At 39.3% G+C, this 13,396-nt stretch carries 18 protein-coding genes and 1 pseudogene; 12 read left to right on the forward strand and 7 right to left on the reverse strand.

What is annotated here, in order from left to right; translation table 11 throughout:
• Nucleotides 1-8 precede the first annotated feature (8 nt).
• The 4 genes and pseudogenes from thiD (at nucleotide 9) to JOC54_RS23350 (ending at nucleotide 2,437) form a co-directional block, all read left to right on the forward strand.
• A complete protein-coding gene (thiD, locus tag JOC54_RS06810) occupies nucleotides 9-815 on the forward strand; it encodes a bifunctional hydroxymethylpyrimidine kinase/phosphomethylpyrimidine kinase (RefSeq protein WP_204465294.1) in 807 nt (268 codons plus the stop codon).
• A 4-nt stretch (nucleotides 816-819) separates the two neighbouring features.
• Nucleotides 820-1,380 (forward strand): hypothetical protein, encoded by a 561-nt coding sequence (locus tag JOC54_RS06815; RefSeq protein ID WP_204465296.1) that lies wholly within the window; start codon nucleotides 820-822, stop codon nucleotides 1,378-1,380.
• Between the two features lie 130 nt (nucleotides 1,381-1,510).
• Nucleotides 1,511-2,035: pseudogene (locus JOC54_RS23345) on the forward strand (DUF1385 domain-containing protein); the annotation flags it as partial.
• A 78-nt stretch (nucleotides 2,036-2,113) separates the two neighbouring features.
• Entirely contained in the window at nucleotides 2,114-2,437 is a 324-nt protein-coding gene (locus JOC54_RS23350; protein WP_035418332.1) for an MTH1187 family thiamine-binding protein, read from the forward strand.
• Between the two features lie 114 nt (nucleotides 2,438-2,551).
• On the opposite strand, the gene JOC54_RS06825 is transcribed toward JOC54_RS23350, so the two are convergent.
• Together JOC54_RS06825 and JOC54_RS06830 are read right to left on the reverse strand one after the other, a co-directional pair.
• A complete protein-coding gene (locus tag JOC54_RS06825) occupies nucleotides 2,552-3,073 on the reverse strand; it encodes a YjcG family protein (protein WP_204465300.1) in 522 nt (173 codons plus the stop codon).
• Nucleotides 3,074-3,096: 23 nt separating this feature from the next.
• A complete protein-coding gene (locus JOC54_RS06830; RefSeq protein ID WP_035418333.1) occupies nucleotides 3,097-3,825 on the reverse strand; it encodes an alpha/beta hydrolase in 729 nt (242 codons plus the stop codon).
• A 158-nt stretch (nucleotides 3,826-3,983) separates the two neighbouring features.
• On the opposite strand from JOC54_RS06830, the gene JOC54_RS06835 reads away from it, so the two are divergent.
• Both JOC54_RS06835 and JOC54_RS06840 read left to right on the forward strand, forming a co-directional pair.
• The gene (locus JOC54_RS06835; RefSeq protein ID WP_367617770.1) at nucleotides 3,984-4,172 is read left to right on the forward strand and encodes a hypothetical protein; all 189 of its coding nucleotides are present in this window, start codon (nucleotides 3,984-3,986) and stop codon (nucleotides 4,170-4,172) included.
• A 66-nt stretch (nucleotides 4,173-4,238) separates the two neighbouring features.
• The gene (locus JOC54_RS06840) at nucleotides 4,239-4,457 is read left to right on the forward strand and encodes a helix-turn-helix domain-containing protein (RefSeq protein WP_035418336.1); all 219 of its coding nucleotides are present in this window, start codon (nucleotides 4,239-4,241) and stop codon (nucleotides 4,455-4,457) included.
• A 43-nt stretch (nucleotides 4,458-4,500) separates the two neighbouring features.
• Here JOC54_RS06840 and fumC read toward each other — a convergent pair whose 3' ends face one another.
• The 3 genes from fumC to msrA form a co-directional block, all read right to left on the reverse strand.
• A complete protein-coding gene (gene fumC / locus JOC54_RS06845) occupies nucleotides 4,501-5,889 on the reverse strand; it encodes a class II fumarate hydratase (RefSeq protein ID WP_035418337.1) in 1,389 nt (462 codons plus the stop codon).
• 105 nt (nucleotides 5,890-5,994) lie between these two features.
• Nucleotides 5,995-6,426 carry a peptide-methionine (R)-S-oxide reductase MsrB gene (gene msrB, locus JOC54_RS06850; protein ID WP_035418339.1) on the reverse strand — a complete coding sequence of 144 codons (432 nt, stop codon included), beginning with the start codon at nucleotides 6,424-6,426 and terminating at the stop codon, nucleotides 5,995-5,997.
• Between the two features lies 1 nt (nucleotide 6,427).
• Nucleotides 6,428-6,955: a peptide-methionine (S)-S-oxide reductase MsrA gene (gene msrA / locus JOC54_RS06855; RefSeq protein WP_204465302.1), complete on the reverse strand. Its 528-nt coding sequence runs from the start codon at nucleotides 6,953-6,955 to the stop codon at nucleotides 6,428-6,430.
• A 169-nt stretch (nucleotides 6,956-7,124) separates the two neighbouring features.
• Between msrA and JOC54_RS06860 the strand changes: the two genes are divergently transcribed.
• A complete protein-coding gene (locus tag JOC54_RS06860; protein ID WP_437183519.1) occupies nucleotides 7,125-8,408 on the forward strand; it encodes an NCS2 family permease in 1,284 nt (427 codons plus the stop codon).
• 95 nt (nucleotides 8,409-8,503) lie between these two features.
• Here the strand turns inward: JOC54_RS06860 and JOC54_RS06865 are convergent, their stop codons facing one another.
• Entirely contained in the window at nucleotides 8,504-9,136 is a 633-nt protein-coding gene (locus tag JOC54_RS06865; RefSeq protein WP_035418340.1) for a LysE family translocator, read from the reverse strand.
• 137 nt (nucleotides 9,137-9,273) lie between these two features.
• Between JOC54_RS06865 and JOC54_RS06870 the strand changes: the two genes are divergently transcribed.
• From JOC54_RS06870 to JOC54_RS06880, 3 genes are all read left to right on the forward strand, one after another.
• Entirely contained in the window at nucleotides 9,274-9,996 is a 723-nt protein-coding gene (locus tag JOC54_RS06870; protein WP_204465305.1) for a YqcI/YcgG family protein, read from the forward strand.
• Between the two features lie 67 nt (nucleotides 9,997-10,063).
• Nucleotides 10,064-11,047, forward strand: a complete 984-nt coding sequence (locus JOC54_RS06875; RefSeq protein ID WP_035418344.1) for an aromatic acid exporter family protein — start codon at nucleotides 10,064-10,066, stop codon at nucleotides 11,045-11,047.
• A 27-nt stretch (nucleotides 11,048-11,074) separates the two neighbouring features.
• Nucleotides 11,075-11,593 carry a L,D-transpeptidase gene (locus JOC54_RS06880; protein ID WP_204465306.1) on the forward strand — a complete coding sequence of 173 codons (519 nt, stop codon included), beginning with the start codon at nucleotides 11,075-11,077 and terminating at the stop codon, nucleotides 11,591-11,593.
• A gap of 22 nt (nucleotides 11,594-11,615) precedes the next feature.
• Here the strand turns inward: JOC54_RS06880 and prli42 are convergent, their stop codons facing one another.
• Nucleotides 11,616-11,714, reverse strand: coding sequence for a stressosome-associated protein Prli42 (gene prli42 / locus JOC54_RS06885; RefSeq protein WP_157684249.1), 99 nt, complete (start codon nucleotides 11,712-11,714; stop codon nucleotides 11,616-11,618).
• Nucleotides 11,715-11,784: 70 nt separating this feature from the next.
• Between prli42 and JOC54_RS06890 the strand changes: the two genes are divergently transcribed.
• Together JOC54_RS06890 and JOC54_RS06895 are read left to right on the forward strand one after the other, a co-directional pair.
• Nucleotides 11,785-12,282 carry a VOC family protein gene (locus JOC54_RS06890; RefSeq protein WP_204465308.1) on the forward strand — a complete coding sequence of 166 codons (498 nt, stop codon included), beginning with the start codon at nucleotides 11,785-11,787 and terminating at the stop codon, nucleotides 12,280-12,282.
• Nucleotides 12,251-13,369 (forward strand): M20/M25/M40 family metallo-hydrolase, encoded by a 1,119-nt coding sequence (locus JOC54_RS06895; protein ID WP_367617771.1) that lies wholly within the window; start codon nucleotides 12,251-12,253, stop codon nucleotides 13,367-13,369. Before JOC54_RS06890 ends, JOC54_RS06895 begins: the two co-directional genes overlap by 32 nt.
• The last annotated feature ends 27 nt before the right edge of the window (nucleotides 13,370-13,396 follow it).

Consider the following 13,396-nt stretch of genomic DNA (forward strand, 5'->3'; position numbering starts at 1 on the left):
GTGATACGATGACGATTCCTGTTGTTTTAAGCATTGCCGGGTCTGATTCAGGTGGTGGAGCAGGCATTCAAGCTGATCTAAAAACGTGTCAAGAATTAGGCGTGTTTGCAACGAGCGCCATTACCGCGATCACAGCGCAAAATACCGTTGGTGTCCATCAAGTGAAGGCAATTGAACCTGAAATGGTTTATGCGCAAGCTGATGCGGTCTTAGCCGATATAGGAGCAAATGTAATTAAAACAGGGATGCTAGTCGGCGAAGGTCAGATTAAGGTCGTTAGTCAATTAATCGATAAATATACACCTGCTGAAGTGGTGGTAGACCCAGTTATTTCATCGACAAGTGGAACACAATTATTAACAAATGAAGGGTTAGCAGTTCTAAGAAAGCAGCTTCTGCCAAAGACAACCTTGTTGACACCTAATTTGCCTGAAGCGGCACTTCTATTAAATCAAAAAGAGCCTAAAACAATTGCAGAAATGAAGGAATTCGCGATACAATTGCATCAGTTAGGTCCAAGAGCCATTGTCTTAAAAGGTGGTCACCTCGAAGGTGATGCGGTTGATTTGTTTTACGATGGAAGGGAATTTATTCCGTTTTCTGCGGCGCGTATTAAAGCGACTCATACACACGGGACAGGCTGTACGTTCGCAGCAGCTATTGCGGCTGAACTTGCTAAGGGATCAAATCGAGTAAATGCCGTTCGCGTCGCCAAAGCATTTATAACGAAGGCAATTAAGTATGGCTTTGAGTTAGGGGAAGGAAAAGGGCCAACAAATCATGCTGCTTATCGCCAGCAATTAGACAAGGAGTAATTAGGTGAAAAAGCATTGGGTTGTGTTAATCTTACCGGCGATACTTATGGTGTTTATTGCAATTGCGGGTATCTATTATTTAAACCAAGACGAAGTATTGACAAACGAGCAATTAAAGAACGAAATTATAGTTACTGCTGAGAGAGTGGAAGATGGAATCATTGAAGTTTCATGGAATTGGCCGAAAATGCCTTCTGAAGGAATTTATGGCACGGACTATATCGGTCTATCCTTCTCTAACCCGCTTGATTTAGTAGCTGGTGAAGTAAGTCTACCAGTTGAGCCGGAACAGCGTTTTGACGGAGTGCTGGTGGAGGATGGAGTTGTATTCGAAATTCCTACTACGATGGATGAGCATCAGCCTGTAGGAACGAGAGGCACTATTCGCCAGCAAATACCAGCCGAATTGATTGATGATGCATCAATTACATTGTTACATACATGGACGAACCATGAGGATTTATTAATAGAAGATGCTGTTTTTCAAAACCCAACTTTTGGAGAAGCTGAAAATGTTCAATACTGGACAAGCACATATGAATTGAGTGATCTTCTTGAGAATTAGTGGAATGTCGTTTCAGGCAGGCGTTTTTTTTACAGCTAAGGGCTTTTTATCCTGTGCATTTCACGATGGAAACGGAAAATTAAACTCTTGGGTTAAGCCTTTAAATGGAAAGACTCTTCTACAAGCATTTATGCTCTCGCTTACTACAACACCATTCTGGTTTAAAAGCTTGTTACTTTCAGTAGTAGCGTTTGTGCTCGTTCCAAAGATTTTACCTATTGGTTGGAACGGGCTACCTTATTATGCGTTGATTTATTTACTATTTGGAACACACTTTATCTTTCCAAGCACTCTAAAGCAATACCACGGTGCTGAGCACAAGATTTTCAGTATGAAAGGTCGTATCAATAAACATCGATTAAGCAGAATTCGCAAAGCATCCATTCGCAACCGTGGATGTTCAACAAGCTTAGTTGTTGTCTATTTTCTGAGCGCGATAGTCATCCTACTGGGCTACTGGATATTCTTCCCTTTTTCAAAGAGTTTGGCGATTGCCTCGTATGGAGCTGTGCTAGTAGTAGCGATCTACCATTTGTTTCATCGGAGCGCAAAAATGGCATGGGTTGAGCGGCTAATTCTCCCTCTGTCCTATTGGTTACAGACAAAGCTAACAACAAAAGAACCTGAGCGCAAGCATCTATTGTGTGCAATTGAATCGTATCAAAAATTGGGCTACCAAGTGTTTTCAGACGCATTAATTGATCGAAAAATTGAGAGAAGGAGGCGAAAAAAAATGGCTATTGCAGATGTGACGATTATTCCTGTGGGAACTGGTACGCCAAGTGTAAGCTCCTATGTTGTTGAAGTGCATAAGCGCTTGCAAAAACTTGAGACCGAGTATTCACTTAAGTATCAGCTAACACCAATGAGTACCTTAATTGAGGCAGAAGTACCTACATTGTATAAAGTATTAGAAGAACTTCACAAAGTGCCGTTTGAGCATGGAGCGGAAAGAGTAGCATTAAATATTCGCATTGATGACCGAAGAGATCAATCGTCTTCTTTGGAGAAAAAACTAAAAACGGTTAATGACCAATTAAAAGACAGTCGCAATTAATTATTGCGACTGTCTTTTTGTTTAACAGAATTTTTAAACCTACAGTAGAATGGTGTTAAAAAGATGTCATGAAAGCAAAAATTAAGAATAAAAGATGAAATCGATTAACAGGTACTAAGCTTGGCCTTGTAACAAAAAGGTCTCGTAGACTGTCCATGATTCATTATCAAGTTGATACAGTAACTGAACACGGTCAATCGTTTCTTGATGTGAAATATCCGTCATTTTGAGCTGTCCAACAATATCAGCATGCTCAGATTGAGGTAGCTTTTGGGCAATTGTTACATGTGGAATGAAAATAGAGTGTGCTCGATCAGTTGGAAATGGAGGTTCATATAGCTTCATGTTCAGCGCGCTTAATTCCGCATTTTCTCGAATCTTATAAAAAATCGTTGTTGATTGTGGGTAGAATGTATCCACTTTGTAAACATCAATTGATATTGGAGGCGTTTGCCGAGCGAGCTCACGCAGGGCTTCTACTAATTTTGATAATTCACCTTTGTCTTCTAATGAGAAGCGTTCTTTTACAGTTATGTGAGGAGCAATATTCGCATAATGAGAGTCATAACGGCGGCGGTAGCCGTTAGCTAAATCTTGAAATGATTTAGATGGGAAAAGCACAATGCCGTAATTCATTTATAAAACCTCCCTAATTCTATTTAAAGTGGCAATAAAGTTTTTAATGTACGCGGTATTTCTTTTTGCCAATAAGTCCAAGTATGATCACCCGCAAACTCATCGTACGAGTAAGTGAAGTTGTGTTTTTGTATTTCTTTGTTTAATTCCCGATTTGGGGATAAAAAATCTTCTTTCGAACCCGTTGTAGTAGTGACTTCTGTCTCATTCTCACCTATAATATGATAAAGTGTCAACGTTTCATTTTTTGAATAATTTTTTACCGATTTTAACACAGTCTCATTTACATAAGGTGAATACATGACGATGTTTTTAAATAAGCTTGGGTACTCAAGTGCGGTTAAAAAAGAAATCGTTGCTGCAAGAGAATCACCAGCAAGGATACGTGCTTCCGCTAAAGGTTCTGTTGCAAGTTGTTCATCTAAAAAAGGAAGCAGTTCACAAGCAAGAAAACGACGGTAAGAAGCAGCTTGTTCACCATCGGGGTGGTACCATTTTCTTCGAGTACTTACGCTTGGGTACGGCACACCAACAATAATTAGTTCTTCTATTTCAATATCTTCAATAAGTTTATCTGCTTGACGAGGTATTCGACCTAATCGGAAAAAATCCTGTCCATCTTGACAAATTAACAAGCGATAAGACTTTAGTGGCGTGTAATTCGCTGGTTTATATACAGAAAGTGTAATCGATTGATTTAAATATGTACTTTCAATTATCAGCTCAGATAAGCTTCCTTCCATCTTTGTCATTTCCAACTTCCTTTCAATAAAATCTCTTTAAACTAGTTTACCATATTTACGCGAGATCTAGATAGATTCATCAACTTAATAATCATATGATAAAATAGATGATTATGGATAGCCTAATGGATAGTTTACGAAACCAATTCATTTTGGAGGGATATAGAGTGAGACGACATAAGCCTAGATGGGTCTATTACAAGGATGTGTTTCGGTCTAAATTTCAAGCGGGGTGCTTAAAAGCAAAGCTTGAAGACAATTGGCATCATAAGTATGAAGTAGGTCCGTTAGTAGAAGTAAAGCGTCTAAAAACAAACAGATACGTTGTTCGCTATACGTATGATGAAGTTATGTAATGAGTACACCAACGATAGAAATAGAATTGCAATTGTGTCAAGAACTACTCAAGGGAGGTAGTGGCCATGGGTGAAAGCAGTATTCGTCTATTAAGAATACAAAGAGGGTTTAGTTTGGAAGAAGTGGCTAATCAAGTAGGAATATCCGCTGGTTTTTTATCACAAATTGAATCAGGTAAACGACAGGTTAGCGCCTCTGTTTGCCGAGATATTGCTTCTTTCTTTAATGTAAAACGAGATGAATTATTTGAAGCAACGCGTTTTAAGGCGATTTGGAAAGAATAAAACAACAAGACAGGTGTCGATCCTGTCTTGTTGTTGTTTTTATTTATTTAGGTGCAATCATATCACCAGGTACGACATATTCATCGAATTGCTCTTCAGTTAATAATCCACTATCAATTGCCGCTTCTTTTAACGTCGTATTTTCAGCATGTGCTTTTTTGGCTATCTTAGCTGCGTTCTCATAACCAATATGAGGATTTAAAGCTGTTACGAGCATCAGGGATTCGTTTAAGAGTTGAGCCATTTTTTCTTCATCTGCCTCAAGACCTACTAAACATTTATCATGGAAATTAGTTAAACCGTCTGCTAATAAACGCATTGATTGAATAACGTTATAGATAATGACGGGTTTAAAGACGTTAAGCTGAAAATGTCCTTGTGTTGCAGCAAATCCAACCGCGGCGTCATTTCCGATAATTTGCGCTGTGACCATTGTCAATGCTTCACTCTGAGTCGGATTCACCTTACCTGGCATAATTGAGCTGCCAGGCTCATTTGCTGGAATGATGACTTCACCGATTCCACAACGAGGTCCACTTGCAAGAAGGCGGATGTCGTTGGCGATTTTAAAGGCATCGGCAGCAAGCGCTTTAAGAGCTCCGTGGAAGTGAACAAGCTCATCATGACTTGTTAAGCCATGGAAGTGATTTTCTGATGCTTTATAAGAAAGACCAATTTGCTTACTCAACTGTGCTGATACGGCTTCGCTAAAGCCAATTGGAGCGTTTAACCCAGTTCCGACAGCTGTACCACCGATTGTAAGCGAGCGAACATGCTCAAGTGATTCGGTAATCATTTTTTCACATGTAACAAGCATATGCTTCCAACCGCTGATTTCTTGACCAAATGTTAGTGGCGTTGCATCTTGTAAATGTGTACGACCAATTTTAACAAGGTCTTGGAATTGCTCTTCTTTTGCTGCAAGCGTGTTCTTAAATTGGACAACCGCTGGGAGAAGCTTTTCTTCTGCAAAAATAACAGTCGCAACATGCATAGCAGTTGGGAAAGTATCATTGGAGCTTTGTGAATGGTTGACATCATCATTAGGGTGGACTTTAACGTCTGTTTCCCCTTTATCTTCGAGAAAACGGTTTGCAAGGAAAGCAAGAACTTCATTCATATTCATATTTGATTGAGTACCGCTACCTGTTTGCCATACTACAAGTGGAAAATGGTCATTCAACTCACCAGCGATGACTTTATCGGCTGCATATGTAATTGCCTCAACCTTACGAGAATCAAGACCTTTTAGCTTGCCGTTTACAATTGCAGCAGCTTTTTTTAATTCAGCAAATGCCCGAACGACTTCTGTAGGAATTTGTTCGGTTCCAATTTTAAAATTTTCGAGGCTGCGCTGTGTTTGAGCACCCCAATAGCGATCAACTGGTACCTGAATTTCTCCTATTGTGTCTCTCTCTGTACGCGTTTCCATTTTTCATCATCCTTTTCGAAACAAATTCATGACGCATCTCTATCATATCAGAAACAGGCCTTAAACTTAATGAAAACGAAAAAAAAGAACCGACTTTTGTCGATTCTAAGCAAACAGCTTTTTATAAACAGCGTAGCCTTCTTTTTCAAGCTCCTCTTTCGGGATAAATCGAAGTGCAGCAGAGTTAATACAGTACCGAAGTCCATTTGGACCTGGTCCGTCAGGGAAGACGTGGCCGAGGTGGGAATCGGACTCATTGCTACGTACTTCAGTACGAACCATAAAGTGACTTCGATCTTCTTTTTCAATCACTTCTTTTTCCTCAATCGGCTTCGTGAAGCTTGGCCATCCACAGCCAGCATCGTATTTATCGTTTGAAGAAAACAATGGTTTTCCAGAAACAATGTCAACATAAATTCCATCTTCTTCAAGCTGGTAAAATTCATTTTTAAAAGGAGGTTCTGTCCCATTTTCCTGTGTCACGTGATACTGCATCGGTGTTAATTTCTTCTTAAGATCATCTTGTTTTTCGCTCATCTCATTGCCCCCAATGTTTATCAATAAAGTCTGCTCTGCCTGAACCTTTTCGGTAAAGATTATAGTGAAAGGCATTCTTTTTATAATAATCTTGATGATACGTTTCGGCTGGATAAAATGGTTTTGCTTCTAAAAGTAAGGTGGCGATTGGCTTTGAGAATTTTTCGCTCTCAGCAAGCTCCTTTTTGGACTGTTCCGCTAGTAACCGCTGTTCGTCATTATGGTAAAAGATAGCGGTACGATAAGAGTTTCCTCGATCGTGGAACTGACCACCTGGATCTGTAGGGTCAATTTGTTGCCAGTACAACTCAAGTAATTTTTCATAAGAAAAACGCTCAGGATCATACGTAATTTCAACGGCTTCAAAATGCCCCGTTGTTTCACTACATACTTCTTTATACGTTGGGTTTTCTGTATGCCCTCCAGTATAGCCTGATACAACTGATTCAATCCCGTCATAGGAATCGAATGGTTTTACCATACACCAGAAGCAACCTCCTGCAAACGTCGCTTTTTGTAATTGACTCATTTGTCACACTCCAATCATTGAAGGGTTTATACAGTATAACATAACCAGATTGGTGCTTCCTATGATCTGCTCATAGTCAACTTTTCTTTTTTAGATCGCTGTGCTAAGATGTCTTGTGGTGCTGTGCACTGGGTGGGCGAGGGATTAAGAAGTAAGAGAAGAGTTGTTAATGAATTTAGAACGAGTGTTTTCATTAAAAGCACATCAAACAACGATTAAACAAGAGGTGTCAGCAGGAACGATTGCATTTTTAACATCTGTCTATATAGTTGCTATTAATTCAACGATCCTTGCAGACGCGGGTGTTCCGATTGCGGGTGCAGCGCTTGCGACGATTATTACTTGTTTTCTCGGCTGTTTGTTAATGGGTTTTTGGAGCAATGCTCCTATTTTGTTGATACCTGGGATGGGTATTAATGCGATGTTTACGTATACGTTTGTTCAAGGGTCTGGGTTGATGTGGCAAGAAGCTTTGGCTGTTGTATTTACTGCTGGCGTTTTATTCATGGTTATTGCATTTACTCCAATTGCAGCAAGTCTGACTAAAGCTATTCCCGATACACTTAAGGCAGGTATTACAGCTGGTATTGGCTTATTTTTAACCTTCATTGGTTTACAAAAAGGTGGGTTAATTGAAAGCAATTCGGACACGTTTGTTCAATTAGCTAATTTGACTGAGCCCATGCCTTTAGCAACCTTATTAACATTACTTGTAGCAGTCGTTTTATTTGTAAAGCAAATACCAGGTCATTTTTTATGGACAATTATAATTGGTTTTATAATCGGAGTTGTGTTAAATGTAACAACTGCAGCTAGTGCGATTACATTTTCGCTAGGTGACGCAACAGCTGTGATTGGACAATTATCATTTAGCGCCATCCTGACGATTCCATTCTGGACTTCTGTTTTTGCTTTAACGATGGTGCTTACCTTTGAGAATATTGGTTTAATCTCTGGATACACGAAAACGTTAAATCAACCTGAAAAGGCAACAAGAGCGCTTCAGGCTAATGCTGTTTCTGCGATGAGTGCTGGCTTCTTTGGAACAAGCCCAACGGTTTCTACTGCTGAAACAGCGGCAGGGATTGCTGCAGGAGGGCGCACAGGGCTTACGACAGTTACAACAGGTCTCTTATTTGGTCTGACGATTATTGCTCTTCCTTTTTTAGGTGCAATACCTGATAGTGCGATTGCGCCAATCCTACTTATTGTAGGTGGTTTGATGTTTAAAGAAGTGGCCCAGTTATCATTTGATTCATTTGCTGGCTGGTTTTCCGCATACATGATTATCGCAGGTATACCATTGAGCTACTCCATTGCCGATGGAATAGCAGCTGGATTTGTTGCCTACCCAATCTTGATGCTGGCAATGGGCAAGGCAAAAGACGTTTCAAAAACAATGTATGCGATCGGTGGATTATTTTTTGTTCATCTTCTATTTGTTCTATTTTAGTTTTAGGTAATGCGGCATGAACAAAAGTATATCAACAAGATGACATCTCATCTTCATTAGAAAAACAGTCGACAAAAGGTCGACTGTTTTTCTTTTTAAATGAATAGTAAAGCAGCAAGTTTATAAGCAAAATGAAAACCGAAAATTAAAAGGCAGATCCCTGCGCCAATATTAATTATTGGAAATAGTGTTGTACTTAAAAATCGTCCGCTGAAACTTGCTAAAAAAGCAAGACAAACGTTCCAAATAAGAATTCCTAAAAATAAAAACGCCGTCATGGTGAGGAAAGTAGCGGTGGAGTTATTAGTAGATAAATTAGCGAGGGTAGAACCATAAATACCGAACCAAAACATGAGATTGATTGGATTAATAAGAGCAATTGTTAATCCAGTAAAATAAGATGAAAAAAGATGGCTGTTTCTATTTTCAGTCGTCATCTGAATGACAGGACGGTGGCGATGATTAATTGTTTGAAAACCAATATAAAGTAAAAAGCTTGACCCAAAAAAGTACAACACAAGCTGAACTGTATCGATCATGATGAAGTGAGCCAAACCAAAATAGATTAAAATCATAAAGAAGAAATCGGCAGTAATACCGCCTATACCAACAGATAGGGCACTAAAGAAACCATAAGATAACCCTCGTTTCATAATTTCTAGACAGATTGGTCCTACTGGTACGGCAAGTGAAAGACCTAAAATTATTGCTGAAAGAGCTTCAATCATCAAAAATCCTCCCATCCATCGTACAAGTCTCTTACTACATAATGATGTATGGATGAAAAGTAGACATGCTTTTTATGTAGTTAAATGTCTAAGGAGCAGGAGGCGTTCATAGGATTAAATGGAAGAGGAGGAATCAAATGAGACAATCTCGTTTGTTAACAACTGCTGAAATGAAATCAAATGAAGTGCCGAAATGGGTGAATGAGTCTTATCGTCAGTATGAACAAGTTGTAACAAAACCAACATTTCCTTGTTTTTTTGGACAAAAGGGAGAGAGGAAAGGGGAGTTACGCTATTCGTATATTGACCATAATGACTGGTCTAGTTTGCCACAAACGCTAGAAGAATTTCTGCTTTTGATGAATCAAATGCCCCTTGTGCGCAGGGGATTGTTTGTATTTGTTGAGCCAGAGGAAAAAGAACAGAATTTGGACTATTACCGTCGTTACTTTTGGGATATTTTGCAATACTGTAACCAAAATGACGAGAAGGGGTGGCCAGAACATACACCTGAAGACCCGGACCATCATTTATGGTCTTACTGTTTTGCAGGAAGATCGATGTTTGCGTTTGCCAATGCTCCAGCGTATAAACAACGCATTACACGTGATTTAGGTCAGAGTTTAATATTAGGCTTTCAACCAAGAGAAATTTTCCAAGGCTTAGAAGGGACGGAACCGAAAGGCATTAATTCACGTGAAGCCGTTCGTAAACGCGTCGAAGCATGGGATCAAATTCCTAAGCATCCCGATATTAGTCACTACGGCGATAAAGATCACCGTGAATGGAAACAATTTTTTATTGGAGATGATTGTGAACCAGTGCAAGGTGGGTGTCCTTTTCGCGCTCGTAATCGCTAGGTCCTGTTCGATTTTAAGAACGGTTCATGGTAGACTATGTCTATCATATACAGAAAATAGGGATTAGATGTCATTTCGAATTGGATACCGTACGATAAAAACGGCTGTAGGCGTAATTATTGCCTTAAGCGTTGCGGAAGCATTAGCGCTTGATTTTGCTTCATCTGCAGCAATTATAACCATTCTCTGCATTTCTGTTACAAGAAAAAACTCATTGCTTGTATCATGGGCTCGTTTTATTGCGTGCATGATTGGGTTAGGGATGAGTGCAGTACTGTTCGAAGCGATTGGCTATCATCCATTTAGTTTAGGACTATTTATTCTGTTGTTTATTCCCGTCATGTTAATCGTTCGGGCTACTGATGGCATCGTGACTAGTTCAGTCATCGTCCTACATCTATACGTTGTAGGAGAAGCATCGCTCGCTTTTTTTTGGAATGAATTACAACTTATCTTAATAGGAATTGGAACAGCTCTGTTAATGAATCTATATATGCCGTCAAAAGATAAAGAGCTACGGTCAAAACGCTTATTAATTGAGAAAAAGCTTGTGATTATTTTACGTGAGCTATCCGCTTATATTCAACATGGAGAGAGTCAATGGGATGGAAAAGAGCTTTCAGAGGCTGATGCGCTTTTAAAAGAAAGTAAACAGCAAGCGATGCAATCGATGAATAATCATCTGTTGCGTGAGGAGGATCATTTCTATCATTATTTCGGAATGCGTGAGCGTCAATTAGATATAATTGAACGAATTATGCCCCATTTAACACGAATTACGGGATCTTTCTCGCAGAGAGAGGAAGTTGCTAATTTCTTGAATGAATTAAGTAAAGCTGTTAGTCCTACAAACTCGGTCCCTTATTTTTTGTTACGCTTAGAAGAAATGCGTAAAGCGTTCAGAGAAATGCCGTTGCCAAAATCTCGTGAAGAATTTGAAACAAGGTCCTCGTTAATGTATGTTGTTTTTGAATTAGAGCAATATTTGTTAACGAAAGAAGCTTTATGGACACATAAATCGGATAAGAGAAGACTATTTCGTAAACCCTAAAGTGATCAATGAAAGGAGATGCTTTGGGTGAAATGGTCTTTTTTATGTTTCCTACTACTTTTATTAAATCCAGTCACTCTCCCGGCTGAAGAATTTGAAATAGAAAAAGCTAGCGTAATTGTTAATATTCATACAAATACGCTCGCGTTAATAGAAGCGAATCACATTTCAGAAATTCATCCTGTCGCCACTGGAAAAAAAGGTGAAGAAACGCCAGTTGGTCATTTTCATGTATTGGTAAAGGCAAAACAGCCTTATTATCGAAAGAAGAATATTCAAGGAGGAGACAAAGATAATCCATTAGGAACAAGGTGGATTGGATTTGATGCAAATGGAACAGAGGGAAGAACCTTTGGTTTGCACGGAACAAACCGTCCTAGTTCAATTGGTTATCATGCTTCTCTTGGTTGCATCCGATTAGCGAACACGTCGGTTGAGCGTCTCTATGAGAAACTTGAAATTGGCAGCGCTGTAGTGATTGTCAACGAAGCAAAATCATTTAAAGTGATTGCTCAGAATTATGGCTTGATAAAGGAGAGTAAATAAAAAAGCAAGCATATGCCTGCTTTTAAAACATTCCCAGACCTGCGGCGCCACCTAAAATGCCTCCAAGAACAAGGGTTCCAATCATAATATACACAATGACACGTTGAAATTTACGTGGCATACAAATTCCCCCTACTAATAATCTATCCATAGTTTAACTGATTATAAACCTAGCTAGCAAGAGGTGTTTTATGAATTCACTCCGTTTCGATCATATTGCTTATGCCATTGAATCAAGAGAACAGGTGAAACTATTTACAAAAAGGTTTAATATTATTGATTCAGAAGAAGAAAGAATTGAGAATCAAGGGGTCGATGTTATTTTTTTATATTCAAACGCTTTTACAATTGAGTTGATTCAACCACTTGCAGCCAATCAGTCCTTGATTCGCTTTATAAAGAAGCATCGGACCCCTTGCTTTCATCATCTAGCTTATTCGGTTCCTCATTTAGTAAGAGCTCGGAATCTTTTTCAAGCTAATGGTTTCGAGTTTACGCATACCATAGAGCGAGGAAGTCATAATCGGCTCATAAGTTTTATAAAACCAAGCTATACAAACGGCATACTTATTGAACTATGTGAGGCGAATAACGTGAATCAAATGAAAACATGCGATATGATTGAAAAGAATCTAATACATAATGGAGTGAATGAAAGTGACGAGTCGATTAGTAGAGGAATTTATTGAGCTTGTACAAGTAAGCTCAGAAACAAAGCATGAAGCAGAAATTGCAGAATTGTTAACGCAAAAATTTACAGAGCTTGGTCTCGAAGTACAAGAGGATGATGCAAAAGAAAAAACGGGCCATGGTGCTGGGAATTTGATTTGTACGCTTCCTGCTACAAAGGAAGGTCTCGATCCGATCTATTTTACTTCTCACATGGACACGGTCGTTCCTGGAAATCAAATAAAGCCTATTATAGAGGCTGGTTACATAAAAACGGATGGAACAACCATATTAGGTGCAGATGATAAAGCAGGTATTGCCGCAATGCTTGAGGCGATAAAAGTATTAAAAGAAGAACAGATTGATCATGGACAAGTCCAGTTTGTGATTACAGTTGGAGAAGAATCAGGATTAGTTGGCGCGAAAGCTTTAGAAAAAGAAAGTGTTAAGGCTGTCTACGGATATGCGTTAGATAGTGATGGTGAAGTTGGCGGCATGATTACAGCTGCTCCATCTCAAGCAAAGCTTATTGCAAAAATCTTTGGTAAGACCGCACATGCCGGCGTTGAACCAGAAAAAGGGATTTCGGCGATTTCAGTTGCATCGAAAGCTATTTCGAAGATGCCTTTAGGTAGAATAGACAATGAGACAACTGCGAACATTGGACGATTTGAGGGAGGTACACAAACAAATATTGTCTGTGATTACGTTGAAATTACAGCAGAGGCCCGCTCCTTAGTAAAAGAAAAACTGGATCGACAAGTAGCAGCAATGACAAAGGGCTTTGAGCTGGCAGCAGAAGAAATGGGCACCTCATGTGAAGTGGAGGTAAGACATGCTTATCCGGGCTATAAAGAGTCAGACCAGGCTCAAGTCGTACAAGTTGCCAAGAGAGCGATTGAAAGCTGCGGATTAAAAACTTCCATTAAATCAAGCGGTGGTGGAAGTGATGCCAACGTTATTTCTGGATTTGGCATACCGACAATTAATTTGTCGGTTGGTTATGAAAAAATTCATACAACAAATGAACGAATTTCAATCGATTCACTTGAAAAAGTAGCAACAGTTGTTGTTGCAATTATAAAGACAGCTACTAATAAATCATAAGTCAGTAAAAAAAGCTTTGCACCTCCA

Origin of the sequence: Shouchella xiaoxiensis (assembly GCF_016907895.1) — a bacterium.
Taxonomy (GTDB): domain Bacteria; phylum Bacillota; class Bacilli; order Bacillales; family Bacillaceae_D; genus Shouchella; species Shouchella xiaoxiensis.

Excerpts from the sequence above, each read along its gene's own strand:
- JOC54_RS06825 (WP_204465300.1), bottom strand. The coding sequence starts at position 3,073 with ATGAATTACGGCATTGTGCTTTTCCCATCTAAATCATTTCAAGATTTA.
- thiD (WP_204465294.1), top strand. The coding sequence starts at position 9 with ATGACGATTCCTGTTGTTTTAAGCATTGCCGGGTCTGATTCAGGTGGT.
- JOC54_RS06860 (WP_437183519.1), top strand. The coding sequence starts at position 7,125 with ATGAATTTAGAACGAGTGTTTTCATTAAAAGCACATCAAACAACGATT.
- JOC54_RS06830 (WP_035418333.1), bottom strand. The coding sequence starts at position 3,825 with ATGACAAAGATGGAAGGAAGCTTATCTGAGCTGATAATTGAAAGTACA.
- JOC54_RS06890 (WP_204465308.1), top strand. The coding sequence starts at position 11,785 with ATGAATTCACTCCGTTTCGATCATATTGCTTATGCCATTGAATCAAGA.
- msrA (WP_204465302.1), bottom strand. The coding sequence starts at position 6,955 with ATGAGTCAATTACAAAAAGCGACGTTTGCAGGAGGTTGCTTCTGGTGT.
- prli42 (WP_157684249.1), bottom strand. The coding sequence starts at position 11,714 with ATGCCACGTAAATTTCAACGTGTCATTGTGTATATTATGATTGGAACC.
- msrB (WP_035418339.1), bottom strand. The coding sequence starts at position 6,426 with ATGAGCGAAAAACAAGATGATCTTAAGAAGAAATTAACACCGATGCAG.
- JOC54_RS23350 (WP_035418332.1), top strand. The coding sequence starts at position 2,114 with ATGGCTATTGCAGATGTGACGATTATTCCTGTGGGAACTGGTACGCCA.
- JOC54_RS06840 (WP_035418336.1), top strand. The coding sequence starts at position 4,239 with ATGGGTGAAAGCAGTATTCGTCTATTAAGAATACAAAGAGGGTTTAGT.
- JOC54_RS06865 (WP_035418340.1), bottom strand. The coding sequence starts at position 9,136 with ATGATTGAAGCTCTTTCAGCAATAATTTTAGGTCTTTCACTTGCCGTA.
- JOC54_RS06875 (WP_035418344.1), top strand. The coding sequence starts at position 10,064 with ATGTCATTTCGAATTGGATACCGTACGATAAAAACGGCTGTAGGCGTA.
- fumC (WP_035418337.1), bottom strand. The coding sequence starts at position 5,889 with ATGGAAACGCGTACAGAGAGAGACACAATAGGAGAAATTCAGGTACCA.
- JOC54_RS06870 (WP_204465305.1), top strand. The coding sequence starts at position 9,274 with ATGAGACAATCTCGTTTGTTAACAACTGCTGAAATGAAATCAAATGAA.